The 13,412-nt window shown below is 64.5% G+C and carries 15 protein-coding genes and 1 pseudogene; 8 read left to right on the forward strand and 8 right to left on the reverse strand.

Annotated features, from left to right (window positions below; all coding sequences use genetic code 11):
- Positions 1 to 186: 186 nt before the first annotated feature.
- A complete protein-coding gene (locus MESCI2_RS0103170; protein WP_027035283.1) occupies positions 187 to 1,134 on the reverse strand; it encodes a substrate-binding domain-containing protein in 948 nt (315 codons plus the stop codon).
- A 291-nt stretch (positions 1,135 to 1,425) separates the two neighbouring features.
- Positions 1,426 to 3,342 (reverse strand): diguanylate cyclase, encoded by a 1,917-nt coding sequence (locus MESCI2_RS0103175; protein WP_027035284.1) that lies wholly within the window; start codon positions 3,340 to 3,342, stop codon positions 1,426 to 1,428.
- A gap of 219 nt (positions 3,343 to 3,561) precedes the next feature.
- Between MESCI2_RS0103175 and MESCI2_RS0103180 the strand changes: the two genes are divergently transcribed.
- Positions 3,562 to 4,263, forward strand: a complete 702-nt coding sequence (locus MESCI2_RS0103180) for a RibD family protein (RefSeq protein ID WP_027035285.1) — start codon at positions 3,562 to 3,564, stop codon at positions 4,261 to 4,263.
- Between the two features lie 235 nt (positions 4,264 to 4,498).
- Here the strand turns inward: MESCI2_RS0103180 and MESCI2_RS0103185 are convergent, their stop codons facing one another.
- Positions 4,499 to 5,383 (reverse strand): SDR family oxidoreductase, encoded by an 885-nt coding sequence (locus MESCI2_RS0103185; protein WP_027035286.1) that lies wholly within the window; start codon positions 5,381 to 5,383, stop codon positions 4,499 to 4,501.
- Positions 5,384 to 5,473: 90 nt separating this feature from the next.
- Here MESCI2_RS0103185 and MESCI2_RS0103190 point away from each other — a divergent pair, with 90 nt between their 5' ends.
- Positions 5,474 to 6,307 carry a helix-turn-helix transcriptional regulator gene (locus tag MESCI2_RS0103190; RefSeq protein WP_032900300.1) on the forward strand — a complete coding sequence of 278 codons (834 nt, stop codon included), beginning with the start codon at positions 5,474 to 5,476 and terminating at the stop codon, positions 6,305 to 6,307.
- Positions 6,308 to 6,342: 35 nt separating this feature from the next.
- Here the strand turns inward: MESCI2_RS0103190 and MESCI2_RS0103195 are convergent, their stop codons facing one another.
- Positions 6,343 to 6,789, reverse strand: a complete 447-nt coding sequence (locus MESCI2_RS0103195; protein ID WP_027035288.1) for an SRPBCC family protein — start codon at positions 6,787 to 6,789, stop codon at positions 6,343 to 6,345.
- A 162-nt stretch (positions 6,790 to 6,951) separates the two neighbouring features.
- Here MESCI2_RS0103195 and MESCI2_RS0103200 point away from each other — a divergent pair, with 162 nt between their 5' ends.
- Positions 6,952 to 7,704 carry a pseudouridine synthase gene (locus MESCI2_RS0103200; RefSeq protein ID WP_027035289.1) on the forward strand — a complete coding sequence of 251 codons (753 nt, stop codon included), beginning with the start codon at positions 6,952 to 6,954 and terminating at the stop codon, positions 7,702 to 7,704.
- Positions 7,705 to 7,741: 37 nt separating this feature from the next.
- On the opposite strand, the gene MESCI2_RS01000000134165 is transcribed toward MESCI2_RS0103200, so the two are convergent.
- Complete coding sequence (locus MESCI2_RS01000000134165) at positions 7,742 to 8,155, reverse strand: hypothetical protein (RefSeq protein ID WP_155936566.1); 414 nt, start codon at positions 8,153 to 8,155, stop codon at positions 7,742 to 7,744.
- 390 nt (positions 8,156 to 8,545) lie between these two features.
- Here MESCI2_RS01000000134165 and MESCI2_RS0103215 point away from each other — a divergent pair, with 390 nt between their 5' ends.
- Complete coding sequence (locus MESCI2_RS0103215) at positions 8,546 to 8,947, forward strand: VOC family protein (protein ID WP_027035290.1); 402 nt, start codon at positions 8,546 to 8,548, stop codon at positions 8,945 to 8,947.
- A gap of 255 nt (positions 8,948 to 9,202) precedes the next feature.
- Here the strand turns inward: MESCI2_RS0103215 and MESCI2_RS0103220 are convergent, their stop codons facing one another.
- The gene (locus tag MESCI2_RS0103220) at positions 9,203 to 9,784 is read right to left on the reverse strand and encodes a histidine phosphatase family protein (RefSeq protein ID WP_027035291.1); all 582 of its coding nucleotides are present in this window, start codon (positions 9,782 to 9,784) and stop codon (positions 9,203 to 9,205) included.
- Between the two features lie 207 nt (positions 9,785 to 9,991).
- On the opposite strand from MESCI2_RS0103220, the gene MESCI2_RS0103230 reads away from it, so the two are divergent.
- The 3 genes from MESCI2_RS0103230 (at position 9,992) to MESCI2_RS0103240 (ending at position 11,324) form a co-directional block, all read left to right on the forward strand.
- The gene (locus MESCI2_RS0103230) at positions 9,992 to 10,441 is read left to right on the forward strand and encodes a universal stress protein (RefSeq protein ID WP_027035292.1); all 450 of its coding nucleotides are present in this window, start codon (positions 9,992 to 9,994) and stop codon (positions 10,439 to 10,441) included.
- Between the two features lie 101 nt (positions 10,442 to 10,542).
- The gene (locus MESCI2_RS0103235) at positions 10,543 to 10,833 is read left to right on the forward strand and encodes a DUF1778 domain-containing protein (protein ID WP_027035293.1); all 291 of its coding nucleotides are present in this window, start codon (positions 10,543 to 10,545) and stop codon (positions 10,831 to 10,833) included.
- On the forward strand, positions 10,830 to 11,324 hold the full coding sequence (locus MESCI2_RS0103240; protein ID WP_027035294.1) for a GNAT family N-acetyltransferase: 495 nt from the start codon (positions 10,830 to 10,832) through the stop codon (positions 11,322 to 11,324). The genes MESCI2_RS0103235 and MESCI2_RS0103240 overlap by 4 nt, the downstream gene beginning before the upstream one ends.
- 35 nt (positions 11,325 to 11,359) lie before the next feature.
- On the opposite strand, the gene MESCI2_RS0103245 is transcribed toward MESCI2_RS0103240, so the two are convergent.
- The gene (locus tag MESCI2_RS0103245) at positions 11,360 to 12,109 is read right to left on the reverse strand and encodes a sulfite exporter TauE/SafE family protein (RefSeq protein ID WP_027035295.1); all 750 of its coding nucleotides are present in this window, start codon (positions 12,107 to 12,109) and stop codon (positions 11,360 to 11,362) included.
- Between the two features lie 21 nt (positions 12,110 to 12,130).
- Positions 12,131 to 12,337: a hypothetical protein gene (locus MESCI2_RS0103250; protein WP_027035296.1), complete on the reverse strand. Its 207-nt coding sequence runs from the start codon at positions 12,335 to 12,337 to the stop codon at positions 12,131 to 12,133.
- A gap of 137 nt (positions 12,338 to 12,474) precedes the next feature.
- On the opposite strand from MESCI2_RS0103250, the pseudogene MESCI2_RS01000000134170 reads away from it, so the two are divergent.
- A pseudogene (locus MESCI2_RS01000000134170) lies at positions 12,475 to 13,348 on the forward strand (LysR substrate-binding domain-containing protein).
- Positions 13,349 to 13,412: the final 64 nt, after the last annotated feature.

Raw genomic sequence — 13,412 nt, forward strand, 5'->3', positions numbered from 1 at the left:
CCGGACATCTCCCCCACGAAGGGGGAGATTGGCAGTTTTGCCGGCAGCGCCTCTTCTTGAAGGCTGGCGATTGGCGAAAGCCGAGGCAACGGCCGATCTCCCCCCATGTGGGGGAGATGTCCGGCAGGACGGAGAGGGGCGCGACAGAACGCGACCTCCACCCGTCATGCGCCCAGCTTTCACAGCCTACTTCGTCTCGCCAATCCGCTCCGCCTTGTCGAGATTGTCCTTGCCGATGACGATCGGCGTCAAAAGCACCAGCTTCTCCTTCGGCTCGGTCTTGTCCTTGGCAAAGGCCACCGCGATGCGCACTGCGGTGCGCGACTGCTCGCCGGGGAACTGCTCGACGGTGCCGGCAAGCTTGCCGTCGCGGATAGCGACCAGCGCTTCCGGCAACGCATCGAAGCCGTAGATCTTGACGTCGGTGAAGTTGCGCGCGGCACAAGCCTCCATCGCGCCCAGCGCCATGTCGTCATTGGCGCAAACGATGGCGTCGGGCTTGCCATTGGCGGCAAGGCCGGCCTCGGTCACCGACAGCGCCTCGGCGCGGGCGAAGTTGGCGGTCTGCTCGAAGACGATCTGATACTTGTCCTTCAAGGGATCGAGCACATTGTGCACGCCCTTGTTGCGGTCGATCGCCGGGCCGGCCCCGGGCTGGCCCTGCAGATGGAACAGCTTGGCGCCGTTGGGGAACGCCGCCACCACGGCGTTGGCTTCCGCCTCGCCGCCCTTGACGTTGTCGGCGCCGACATGGGCCAGGATGCCCTCGACGCCGTCAACGCGGCGGTCGATCGTCACCACGGGAACGCCGGCCTTGACCGCTTCCTCGATGGCCGGCGCCAGTGCGTTGACGTCGAGCGGCGAGATGACGATGGCGTTGACTTTCTGCACCAGGGCGGCCTCGATGTCGGCGGTCTGCTTGGTGGCCGAGTTCTGGCCGTCGCTCTCGGTCAAATTGACGCCTTGCGTGGCGGCTTCCGCCTTGATCTCGTTCAGCATGTGCACGAAGAACGGAAAGCCGAGACTGGGCACCGAGCCAAGGATGGTGAGCTTGTCCTGCGCAAACACCGAAGGCGCGGCAACCATCATGGCGCCGAAAGCCGCGGACGACAGCAGGAATTCACGTCTGTTCATGGGATCCTCCTCCACAAGAACGCACGGCCCCGGAAACCGGGCCGGTTTCAGGAAGGATCATGCGTCGGTTCAAAGTGTTGGAGCATCCTCCCTGCGCCCGAAAACGCATGCCGCTCCAGCCGGCCGCCGCTGTAAAAAGAGCCTCCCACGACGCCTGCCTGGGGATGCTAACCCAGGGTCAACCATTTGTGCAACATCGATATAACAGAGGTGCGGAGCAATTTATCGGAATTGTCGGATTTTTGAATTGCGGGCATGGGCGCCACCACCGGAGACTGGCCCCGCCCCTGCTCACGGCCGACGTCGTGCGCCTGTCGCGAGCGGCTCGCTGACATGCGGGCGCCAGCCGTGGACCCGGTCCCGTCCGGCAGCCTTGGCGCCGTAGAGCGCCTCATCGGCACGCCTGAGCAGATCGGCAATCTCGATCGGGGCTCCGGGACCAAAAGTCCCCACTCCAATGCTGACCGTGACGATGCCTTTTTCGCTGCCGGCATGTGCGAGCCTTAGATCGCGAACCTTGCCTCTGAGGTTCTCGGCGATCACGAATGCGCCGCGCGCATCGGTTTCAGGCAGGATGAGCGCGAACTCCTCGCCCCCGTAGCGGGCGGCCGCATCGGCCGGCCGCCGAGCCGTGGCCTTGATGCAGCCGCTGACGGCACGCAGGCACTCGTCGCCGGCCGGATGGCCGTAATGATCGTTGAACCGCTTGAACCAGTCGACGTCGATGATGAGCAGGCTCAGCGGCGCCATGCTCCGCTTGCCGCGTGCGTATTCGCGCGCCAGCGCTTCATCGAAGGCCCGGCGCGTCAGCAGTTCGGTCAGGCCGTCACGGTTGGCCAGCAGGTTCAGCTTCTCGTTGGCTGCCAGCAACTCAGCCTCGACAAGCTTGGCCTCGGTGATGTCGGAATAGACGCTGAGGCTGCCGCCATTGCTAGTCGGCCTCGTCCTGACATCGAGCCAGCGCCCGTCGGAAAGCCTGATCTCCTGGCGGTTGCTGGGAAGCTTCCGTGACGCCGCAATGCCGCCGATCCAATCCTCGATCCTGTCGGGCGGCACGGCCTGTTCGCCGCGCGTGGCCGAGATGCGCAGGATATCGCGATAATCGGCGCCGGGCAGCCGGATGTCGGCCGTCTGCGGAAACATGGCAATGTACTGGGTGTTACTGAGCACCAGCTTGCCATCCCCGTCGAACATCACCAGGCCGTCGGCCATATGCGTCAGGGCGTCCGCCAGCCGGACACGGCTTTCAGCCAGTTCGTCCTCCAGTCGCCTGCGCGTGGTGATGTCGCGATTGTGCGTGATCAGCCCGACAATGGTTCCGCTCTGATCCCGGAACGGCGCTTTCAGTGTCGACAGCCATCCGTCGGGTCCGTCTTCGTGATGAAGGCGCTGCTCAATGGTGGAGGGCACGCCGGCCGCGAGAATGGCGGACTCATCCTCGTGGAATTTTCGGGCGGTTTCCTGTGGGAAGAAATCGAAATCGGTCTTGCCGATCAGCGCCTTGGCATCCGCGGCGCGCATCAGCGTTGCGGTAGCCGGATTTGCGGCGATGAACCGACCCTCCAGATCCTTGACATTGAGGCAATCGGGCAGCGCCTCGACGACCGCCTTGTAGATGCGCCGCGATTGCAGTGCCTCGATGCGGCGGCGTTCCTGGTAGAGCGCAAGACCCGACAGCATGATCGAAAGAAAGATCAGCAGCGACGTCGGCAGCGCCACTTGCGGCAGCACCGCCTGCATGATCTCCTGTGGCAGGGCGAGCAGGCCGAGCAGCGAGCTGGCGGCGGCCGTTGCGGCCAGGATCAGGATGTCGACGCGACCGGGCGCGCGACCGCGCAGGGCGACATGGCCGGCAATGCCGATCGCAGTGGCGATCGAGATCCCCATGGCGCCGGCGAACACGCCGACACCGCCTTCATGGAAACGGAACGCGACAGCGGCCAGCCCGGCGATGACACAGGCCACGGGGCCGCCGAAGAAGCCCGCCAGTGCGATCATCGTGCCGCGCAGATCGACGAAGAGGCCAGGCTGTAACTGCATCGGCGTCAGCATCAGGATCACGGCGCCGGCGCCCATCAGCATGCCGAAAGCCGTCGCCCGGGTCAAAGCCGCCTTGCGGTCCAGCCACACATGGGTGTGGATCCAGACGGAAACGAACATCGCCACGACGGCGAGATTGGCCAGCAATTCGGACCAGGGTGAACCCATTCTTCACGCGTCCATTGTGCATCGCCATATGCGATACGGCCCTTGTGGATACGCCGCGTAAGAAAACAAAGGGTTACGGCGCGAGTTTGCATTGTCGCGATATGCGCGCAAGCGGTGTGTGGCCGGACCGATAGCCTGTTCGCTGCTTCCATTCTTTCGGCCCAGCGCTAGTTAGGACTTGAGCCTGAGCTTTCGAAACCCCCGACATGAGAAACGCGCATGAAGCCGCAAATCATCTGCCATATGCTGGCATCCCTCGACGGCAGCCTCCACCCCAGCCGCTACACGACAAGTCCGGACGGGACACGGGCTGAGTGGTCGAGCCTCTATGAGCACATCCACAACGACATGGCGGGCGACGCCTGGATCGTCGGCCGCGTCACCATGGCCGAAATGAGCAAGGCCGCCGCGCACCCACCGGCAAATGTCGGCAGGGTCGACCGACCCCATCATTTCGCTCAACGTGGTGCCGGCAGCTATGCCGTGGCGCTCGATGCCTCGGGCAAGCTTCACTTTTCCAAACCCGACATCGGTGGCGACCACGTCGTGGTGCTGCTTGGGCGCGACGTCGCCGACAGCCATCTGGCCGAGCTTGCCGCCGACGGCGTGTCCTATATCGTGTCGGAAGCGGCGGACATCGATCTCGCGGCGATGCTGGAGGTGCTCGGCCGCGAACTCAGCATAAGCCGGTTGCTGCTCGAGGGCGGCGCCGGCATCAACGGTTCTTTCCTCGCCGCCGGGCTCGTCGATGAATTGAGCCTTCTCGTGGCGCCCGCGATCGACGGACGCGCCGCGAACCAGGGCTTCGCCGAGCTCGGCGAGAGCGGCCTGGCAGGCAAGATGCAGTTGTCCCTGAAGAGCTGCGAGGCCTTGGCGCATGGGCTCGTCCATCTGCGCTACGCGGTCAGCCCTGGAGCATGATCCCGAAAAGTCGTCATCCTGGGGCGGAGCAAGGAGCGAAGCGACGCAGCGCAGACCCCGGGATCCATGCCGGGACTCGGAAGCCCCGCAGCAGTGCAGAATTCTGCTCCGCTGCACCCTATGATTAAGGTCGCGGCATGGATCCCAGGGTCTCCGCGACGGAGCTGCGCTCCTGCTTCGCCCAGGGATGACGAAGTTCAGAGACTTCGGCTCCCCTCAAACGTTGCTAGGCGCATCAATACCGCATGGCGTCGAGATCGGCGATCAGCGTCGGGCCGGTCGGGTGCCAGCCCAATCGTGCCTGTGTCAGCGCGCTGGAGGCCGGCAGATCCATCGGCGCGAACATCGCCATCCAGCCGAAATGCTCCGCCGCCTTTTCCGGCGCGATGGAAACGACGGGCAATTTCAGGCCCCGGCCAAGCGCCTCGGCGATAGCGCGCACCTCGACGCCTTCCTCGCCGACCGCGTGATAGCGCGCGCCCGGCCGCCGCTTTTCCACGGCGAGCCGGTAAAGGCGCGCGGCGTCGAGAAGATGGCCCGCGGAGAAACGGTTGCGGCCTTCGCCGACATAGGCCGAAACGCCTTTTTCACGCGCGATTTCGATGAGCGGCGTGATGAGGCCCTGCTTGACCGGGTTGTGGACCTGCGGCAGCCGCACCACCGACACGTTGACGCCGGCCTCCAGCAAGGCATTGCCGGCCAGTTCGGAGGCAATGCGCGGATTGGGATGGCTGGGGTTGAAGACGCCTTCGATCGCCAGTTCGCCATGTCCCGGGCTGCCCATGCCGACGCCGGAGGTGATCACCAGCGGCCGGTCGGAGCCGGCCAGTGCCGAGCCAAGAGCGGCGATGACGCGCTTGTCCTTTTCGCAATTCTCGGCAAACCGCGAGAAATCATGGTCGAACGCCGTATGGATCACAGCCTCCGCCTTCGCCGCGCCGTCGCGCAGCCCCTCGGGATCTTCGAGGGTGCCCCGATGCACCTCGGCGCCTGCCGCGACGAGCGCCTCGGCGCCGGCGTCGGAGCGGGTCACGCCGACCACCTGGTGGCCCGCCTTGATGAGTTCGGGAACGATCGCCGAACCGATGAAACCGGTCGCGCCGGTGAGAAAGATACGCATGCAAAATCTCCTGCACAGTTGCCTGCGTAATATTGCTGGTCTATTATTCTATTAAAGTAGTGACCTTATCATGGTATAATGGCTAACAGGATGCCCTCCAGTCCCGCTGGCTCACTGGCAGCGTTCCTCAAAGACCGGCGCACGCGGCTCGATCCGGCGTCCTTCGGCTTTTCGGGCCGCCGACGCACGCCGGGACTGCGCCGGGAAGAGGTCGCCCAGCGCGCCAACATCAGCCCGACCTGGTACACATGGCTGGAACAGGGCCGCGGCGGTGCGCCCTCGGCCGATGTCCTCAATCGCATCGCCAAGGGGCTGCTGCTGACCGAGGCGGAGCGTGAACATCTTTTCATGCTCGGGCTGGGGCGCCCGCCCGAGGTCCGCTACGCCGGTGCCGAGGGTGTCAGCCCGCGGCTGCAGCGCCTTATCGACACGCTCGATGCCAGCCCCGCCATAGTCAGGACCGCCACATGGGATGTCGTTGCCTGGAACCGCGCCGCGCGGGTCGTGCTGACCGACTACAGCGCCCTGCCCGAGGGCGAGCGCAACATCCTGCGCTTCATGTTCCTCAGTCCCCATATCCGCGCCAGGCAGCACGACTGGCAAAACCTCGCTCGTTTCGTGGTCGGCTCGTTCCGTGCCGATGCGGCACGCGCCGGCGCTGTCTCCGAGGTGCGCGAACTCGTCGACGAGCTTTGCAGCGCCAGCCCCGAGTTTGCCGCCCTGTGGCGGGCAAACGACGTGCTCAGCCACGGCGACGGGACAAAGCGCCTGAAGCACCCGGAACTCGGCGATATCGAGCTGGAATATTCGGGCTTCGCGGTCGACGGCCGGCCGGATCTGAGCCTGACCGTCTACAACCCGGTCGACAGCGCCGTCGCCGACCGCATCCGCGCGCTGGCTCTCGCCCGACACCCCAAAGAGTAAGGGCGGGACGACCGTCCGCGGGGAGACGCCCGCCCTCAAGCGCGCTCGCAAACCGCCTTCAGGATCTGCAAGGTCGGCCCCCAGTAGAGATTGGCATGCGGACGGATCGCCGGTTCGGCGAAGTCGCTGAGCGTCAGCGTCAGCAGCGTTGCCCCATCCGCCGGCGCCAGATCGAAGCTGACCACCGTGTGGTTTTCGGGCACCTCCGCCAGCCGCGAGGCCGACAGCGTGCTCCAGTAGTCGTAGGCGAAGCTCCTTCCCGGCTCAAAAGCGCGGATGGTGCCGTGATTCTCGAACGGCGCTCCGTGCAGCAGTCCGCGCATCACGATCGCGCCGCCGGCCTGTCCTTGCAGGCTGACGGTCAACTCCTCGTCGGACATCCATTGCGGGATCATTTCTGGCGTCGTCAGTATCCGCCAGACCTTGGCCGGCTCGGCACCGATGACGACGGTCTTGGTTATCGGCGCGGGAGACTCACTCATGCGAAGCAAGTTTATCGCGAATGCGGCGGCGACAATATCGCCGGTCCAAGAACCGCAGATGCCGTCACTGCCCCTTGCCCTGCCCACGATTGCAGCAGCGCGGCTTGCGAAGCGATCGCGGCCCGTGGCATCTGTCGGCTCCACCAGCGCAGACGGGCAAGCATGACACCACGGCAGACACGGCAGAGCGGCAGGCAGGCGGCGCCCGGCGTCAGCCTCAACCGGGCGCTGTCGAAGCTCGGCCTGTGCTCGCGCACGCAGGCCGAGGTGCTGATCGCCGAAGGCCGCGTGCGCGTCGGCGGCAAGGTGGTGCGCAATGCAGCCCTGCGCGTCGACCTCGACCGCGACCGTATCGTCGTCGACGACAGGCCGGTGGTTGCCGAGCGCAAGGTCTATCTCATGCTCAACAAGCCGCGCGGGCTGGTCACCACCCGCGACGACCCGCAGCAGCGCGACACCGTCTATGCCTGCCTCGAAGGGCTCGACCTGCCCTTCGTCTCCCCGGTCGGCCGCCTCGACAAGGCCAGCGAAGGCCTGCTGCTGATGACCAACGACACCCGATTTGCCAACCGGCTGATGGACCCGGCCTCGCATTTGCCCAAGACCTATCATGTGCAGATCGGCACGGTGCCGGACGCAGCGATGCTGGACAAATTCCGCGCCGGCGTGACCGTCGACGGCGAGATCCTGAGCGTCAGTTCGATCGAACTTCTGCGTAGCGGCGGCCGCACCGCCTGGCTGGAGATCGTGCTCGACGAAGGCCGCAACCGCCACATCCGTCGCCTGCTTGCCGCGCACGGCGTCGAGGTCCTGCGCCTCATCCGCATCGCCATCGGCCGCCTGCCGCTCGGCGACCTCGCCAAGGGTGCGGCACGGCATTTGACAGCAGAAGAATTGGCGCAGATTGGTGGGTGAGTGCTGGACCGTCGCTCCAGCACTTGAGAGGTGATTCCTATTCGACGTTGATGTTCACGACCACGCTGTGGGCATTTCCCGTGAACGTATGGATCGAAAGGTTCACCTGGTCCTGGCCCTTGAATCCGGGAGTGGATTTGTAGAACGCCTGGACCCCGTCGTCACTTTGCAGATTGCATTTGTATCGGTCGCTGTTCTTGGCAAAGTTCGGATAGACCTTGCCATCCACGATCCGGATCGATCCATGGCTCGGCCCCGATGTCGCATGCACGTCGTCCATGCCCGCACTTGTACAGTCCGGATTCAGGTTGGCGTCCTGAAAAATATAGATCTCCTGCCCGGAAAGTGCCGTCTTCTCATAGGTCTGCGGCCGATTGCTCCCGGCCATCGCATGCCCAGTAAACCCAACCATTGCACTCATTGTTATGATACAAGCCATCCGGTGCGTCATTTTACCTATCCTTCAGATGATTGGGCGTTACCAGCAGTTTTTCTGTATCAATCGCAAACAACAAGACCTGTATTGGCGGTGCGATGACCCGCTCTACTCCAGGGTCTTGAAGCAGACACGTGTATTTTAGCACTGTATGATCTTTCCGATTGCCTTTGTACTGACACCCACGATCAAATTTTCGTCAGAGGCAGCGACAAACGCTGCTCCCCTGGAAGAACTGCCTTCGCCATCTGTTTTCCCGCCGGCGCCATCGGCGCGTCCACGCCCCATGCCGGCTCTTCCGTTGAGTAAAAGTCGCACGCCGTCTCCTGACGGAAAGCTGTCAGGAGGCATGGCCTATAGGTCGGATGGAGCCGGCCACGGCTTCAACGATCAAGGAGCCATGCGATGAATTTCGTCTCTGTCCGCATCATCACGTCGGACGTCCAGCGTCTCGTGCGCTTCTACGGTGAGATCACCGGTATGCCCGTGACGGTCTACACTGAAGACTTCGCGGAACTGGCGACACCGGCCTGCACGCTGGCGATCGGCAGCACGCGCACCTTGATGCTGTTTGGCGGCGACATCGCCCGCCCCGCCGACAACCACACCGTCATCATCGAGTTCCGCGTCGGCGACGTCGATGCCGAATTCGCCAGGCTCTCAGGCCTCCTCAGGAATGTTACCGTGCAGAAGCCGACCACAATGCCCTGGGGCAACCGCTCGCTGCTGTTTCGCGACCCCGATGGCAATCTGGTGAATTTCTTCACGCCGGTGACCGCCGAAGCGATCAGGAAATTCGACAGGTAGAGGCATTTGGAATTGGCCGAAGCCTCCCCAACTTCGTCATCCACGGGCGGAGCAGGAGCGAAGCTCCGTCGCGAAGACCCGAGGATCCATGCCATGACCTTGGCCGTGAAATGCAGCGGAACAGAATTCTGCACCGTTGCGGCGCTTCTATGTCGCGGCATGGATCCTCGGGTCTGCGCTGCGTCGCTGCGCTCCTTGCTCCGCCCGTGGATGACGAAGCGACGGCGTTTCCGCGCCGAGCTGGCCGATGCCGCACTATTTCTGGTTCCATTTCCGGATGACCGGCTCGCTCAGATCATGCTCGTAGCCGAGCACGCTGGTGCTGGCCGTATCGAGCACGAGCAGCGCACCGCCTTCGGGCGGCAGCCCGATCCAGCGCGCCGCCAGCACGCGCAAGAAATGTGCGCTGGAAAACACCAATATGCCGGCATTGGCCTCGCGCAGCCCAGCGATGATCCTGTCGGCCCGCGCGCCGACATCGGCCGCCATCTCGCCCTTTGGACAACCATCGCGAAACACATTCCAGCCGGGGCGCTCGGCCAGGATCTGTTTTGTCGTCAGCCCCTCATAGGCGCCATAGTCCCACTCCTGCAGATCGTCCTTCTTGACGCTCTGCGCGCCGAAGCCGGCCAGTACGCTGGTGTTGTAGGCGCGCTGCGACGGGCTCGACCATACGGCCGAAAAAGACAGGCCCTCGAGCCTGTCCGCGACACCCCGCGCGGCGGCCTCGCCAACAGGCGTCAACGGCATGTCGGTGCGGCCGGTATGTTGCCCCGAAAGGCTCCATGCCGTCTCACCATGCCGGACCAGATGGATTTGGGGATACGCGTTGCTCATGGAATGCCTTTCGCTGCCGCCGGCACCTTAAGCGACGATGCGGAAAAGGGGAATCCGCTTGGCACAAAACTGCGTGGTCGCCTGGCCTTGATCCCCGGCGGGCCGGCCCTGTGATCATCCTGATGCCGCAACTATATCAAGGCCAGCCTCCACAAGGCTCCCGCCACCACAAGGGCATGGACCCTTGCCCAACAAGTCGAGATCATCATGTACAAACATCTGCTCATCGCCACGGACGGATCGGAACTGGCCGACAAGGGCGTTGCCCACGGCCTGACGTTGGCCAAGGGCCTCGGCGCCTCCGTCACCTTCGTTACCGTCTCGGAACCATTCCCGATCTTCGCCTGGGGCGGCGCCATGGCCGGCTATGCCGCCGGCGATGAGCTGGTCGCCTATAAGGATGAGGCCGGCCGCTATGCCAAGGAAGTGCTCGCCAAATGCAAGGCGTCGGCGGACGCCGCCGGCGTCTCCGCGGAGGTCGTGCATGTCGAGGACAAGCGGCCCGCCGAAGCCATCCTGGAACTGTCGCAGGCCCTGGGCTGCGACCTGATCGTCATGGCTTCGCATGGCCGCCGCGGACTGGGCAAGCTGCTTCTCGGCAGCCAGACGGCGGAAGTGCTGTCCTACACCGAGATCCCGGTTTTGGTGGTGCGGTAGGGTCAGCCGCGGATTCGCATGCTCCATCGAGCCGTCGCGCAGCACGGCGTAATGACAATGTCGTTACGCTGTGCTAGATATGCACAAAGAAGGAGCTATCCATGCCAACGTCACATCATCCGTTGCCGAAGAGCGTCCCGCTCAACATCCGCGTCAAGCCGGAAGTTCGCAATCTGATCGACCGGGCAGCGGAACTGCTCGGCAAGAATCGCACCGACTTCATGCTTGAAGCCTCGCAACGCGCCGCTGAGGAAGCATTGATCAACCGTCTCGTGTTTACCACCGAGCCGGATGCCTACGCTGCGTTTCTGGCCCGTCTCGACGCGCCGCCGCAACCGAACGATCGATTGCGCCGCACGATGACGACAAAGGCTCCGTGGGACGCTGCGTGAACCTGTCGGCCCCGGTCCCTCTTGCCCATCATCATGAACTTGGCGAATTTTCATCGGGCATATCAGCGCTCGACGATTGGTTGAAAAAACGCGCTCGTGCCAACCAGACGGGCGGTGCATCCCGCACCTATGTGACCTGCACCGGCAACCGCGTCATAGGCTTTTACGCCATCGCCAGCGGCGCCGTGAAGATGGTCGAAGCTCCCGGTCGCTTCCGGCGCAACATGCCCGATCCGATCCCGGTTGCGGTGCTGGGCAGGTTGGCCGTCGACCAGGCCTATCATGGCCGGGGCATCGGTCGTGCGCTGGTGAGGGATGCCGGTCTACGGATACTGCAGGCAGCTGAAATACTGGGAATCAGAGGAATGCTGGTGCATGCGATATCCGACGATGCCCGAGCCTTCTACATCGCTGTCGGGTTCGAGCCTTCGCCAGTCGAGCCGTTGACACTCATGGTCACGCTCGCCGATCTCAGCGCAAGTCTCGGTTGACGACTTCCTGCCAGTGCTCTCGGGAAATCCGGCGCCTAGAGCACCACCTCCCCCACAAGATAGCCCCCCAGCGCCAGCAACCCCACGAAGAATACTGTGCGGAAGGTCTCGACGCTCATCGTCTGGCGCAGCGCCTGGCCGGCGAACATGCCGGCCAGCGCCGGCGCAAGGGCTGCGACCGACCCGACCAGTTGCGCGCTCGGCGACGCCAGGGCACCGGTCCTGAACAGCCCGATGGCGAGCGCCGCCGTAGACACGGTGAAGGACAGGCCGAGCGCCTGGATCAGGTCTTCTTTCTCCAGCCGCAGCGATTGCAGATAGGGCACCGCCGGGATGACGAAGACGCCTGTGGCGCCGGTGACCAGCCCGGTCGCCACCCCGACCAGCGGTGATATCAGCGCCTCGTGGCGCGCCGGCGTGGTGAAGCCGGCTTTGGCGAGGCCGAGGATCGCATAGAGCACCAGAGCGGCGCCCAACCCGGCCGAAGCCGCGCCCGTATGCGTGCCGGTCAGCAGGCCGGCGCCGGCAACGGTGCCGAGCATCACGCCGGCCATCATCGTCCACAGCCGCTTGCACAGGCGGCCGAAGGACGGGCCGGTCAGCAATTGCCAGAGGTTGGTGACCAGCGACGGGATCAGCAGCAGTGCCGCGGCCTGCGCCGGCGGCATCGTCACCGCCAGCAGGCCCATCGCAACGGTCGGCAGCCCCATGCCGACGACGCCCTTGACGAAACCGGCGGCGAGGAAGACGGCGCAGATCCAGGCGAGGACGCCGGCGCTCAGCATGATCGTATCTTCAGGGCCGGATCAGTCATGCAGCAGCATATCGGTTGCGTCGGCATCCGGGCTGGCGGCCTTTGCCGGCGCCGCATCGCGGCTGGTGGATACGACCGTCGCCGCGCATCCGCGCAAGCCTGATCCCGTTCGCGCCATGGCAAGGCCAGCCATGGCAATGGCCAGCACGATCGCCGTGCTTTCAAGAATGCCGAGCCGGCCTGATGTTTGTTCGTTCATCACAATCTCCTTCGAAACTGTTTGACGAAGATCCCGGCCGATCACAATGTGGAAGTTACGCCGCCAGCCTTCGGCCAGGACGAAGGCTGGAGGGTCGACTGCCTTCCCAGGCGCCGAATGTTCGCAGGAGCAAAAAAATGCGCTTCGATCTGGTCGATCTCCGCCTGTTCCTGCTGGTGGCCGAGCGCGGCAGCATCACCCAAGGCGCCGAGCTTGCCGGACTGGCCTTGGCCTCGGCCAGCGCCCGTATCAAAGGCATGGAGGAGCGGCTCGGCGCACCGCTCTTGGAGCGCCGCCGCCGTGGCGTGGTGCCGACTGCGGCCGGACAGGCGCTGCTGCACCATGCAAGGGCGGTGCAAAACCAGATCGAGGCGATGGCCGGCGACCTCGCTGCCTATGCCACGGGTCTGCGCGCCCGCGTGCGGCTGCTCGCCAACACCGCCGCCACAGCCGAGCTGCTGCGCGATATCCTGCCGGCTTTCCTTGTCGCGCACCCCCTGATCGACATCGATCTCGACGAGCGCCCCAGCCATGAGATCGCGCAGGCCGTGGCCAGCGGTGCGGCCGATCTCGGCATCGCCGCGACCTGGGCCGGCCTGTCGCATCTCGAGCAGAAACCGTTTTTTCATCGACCGGCTGGTGGTGATCGCCGCGCGGAATTGGCCCGGCCTCGAAGGCCGAACCATCAGCCTCACCGAAATTCTCGGCGAATCCTTCGTCGGCCTCAGCACCGGCCATGCGCTGCAGGAGCACATCGCCCGCCAGGCCGCCCGCCTTGGCGGCCATCTGCATGTCCGCATCCGCGTGCCCGGCCTCGACAATGTCTGCCGGCTTGTCGCGCAAGGTGCCGGCATCGCCATCGTGCCGGAAAGTGCCGCCCGCCATTCGGCGCGGACACTGCGCACACTGCGGCTGACCGATGACTGGGCAACGCGCCTGCTCAACCTCTGCGCCCGCCGCTTCGACGATTTGACGCCGCAGGCAAAACTGCTGGCGGCGGCGCTGGCCTAAGCCGGACAGCGACCACCTATCCCCAGCAGCGCTGAATCATTGCCTTGCATTTCAAAAATCAGTG

This window comes from Mesorhizobium ciceri WSM4083 (assembly GCF_000519305.1).
Classification (GTDB): domain Bacteria; phylum Pseudomonadota; class Alphaproteobacteria; order Rhizobiales; family Rhizobiaceae; genus Mesorhizobium; species Mesorhizobium ciceri_B.

Bases quoted from the DNA above. Each gene is read 5' to 3' on its own strand.
- MESCI2_RS0103170 (WP_027035283.1), bottom strand. From the start codon at position 1,134: ATGAACAGACGTGAATTCCTGCTGTCGTCCGCGGCTTTCGGCGCCATG.
- MESCI2_RS0103195 (WP_027035288.1), bottom strand. From the start codon at position 6,789: ATGAGTGAGTCTCCCGCGCCGATAACCAAGACCGTCGTCATCGGTGCC.
- MESCI2_RS0103180 (WP_027035285.1), top strand. From the start codon at position 3,562: ATGAAGCCGCAAATCATCTGCCATATGCTGGCATCCCTCGACGGCAGC.
- MESCI2_RS0103200 (WP_027035289.1), top strand. From the start codon at position 6,952: ATGACACCACGGCAGACACGGCAGAGCGGCAGGCAGGCGGCGCCCGGC.
- MESCI2_RS0103235 (WP_027035293.1), top strand. From the start codon at position 10,543: ATGCCAACGTCACATCATCCGTTGCCGAAGAGCGTCCCGCTCAACATC.
- MESCI2_RS0103245 (WP_027035295.1), bottom strand. From the start codon at position 12,109: ATGCTGAGCGCCGGCGTCCTCGCCTGGATCTGCGCCGTCTTCCTCGCC.
- MESCI2_RS0103185 (WP_027035286.1), bottom strand. From the start codon at position 5,383: ATGCGTATCTTTCTCACCGGCGCGACCGGTTTCATCGGTTCGGCGATC.
- MESCI2_RS01000000134165 (WP_155936566.1), bottom strand. From the start codon at position 8,155: ATGACGCACCGGATGGCTTGTATCATAACAATGAGTGCAATGGTTGGG.
- MESCI2_RS0103220 (WP_027035291.1), bottom strand. From the start codon at position 9,784: ATGAGCAACGCGTATCCCCAAATCCATCTGGTCCGGCATGGTGAGACG.
- MESCI2_RS0103250 (WP_027035296.1), bottom strand. From the start codon at position 12,337: ATGAACGAACAAACATCAGGCCGGCTCGGCATTCTTGAAAGCACGGCG.
- MESCI2_RS0103175 (WP_027035284.1), bottom strand. From the start codon at position 3,342: ATGGGTTCACCCTGGTCCGAATTGCTGGCCAATCTCGCCGTCGTGGCG.
- MESCI2_RS0103230 (WP_027035292.1), top strand. From the start codon at position 9,992: ATGTACAAACATCTGCTCATCGCCACGGACGGATCGGAACTGGCCGAC.
- MESCI2_RS0103215 (WP_027035290.1), top strand. From the start codon at position 8,546: ATGAATTTCGTCTCTGTCCGCATCATCACGTCGGACGTCCAGCGTCTC.
- MESCI2_RS0103190 (WP_032900300.1), top strand. From the start codon at position 5,474: ATGCCCTCCAGTCCCGCTGGCTCACTGGCAGCGTTCCTCAAAGACCGG.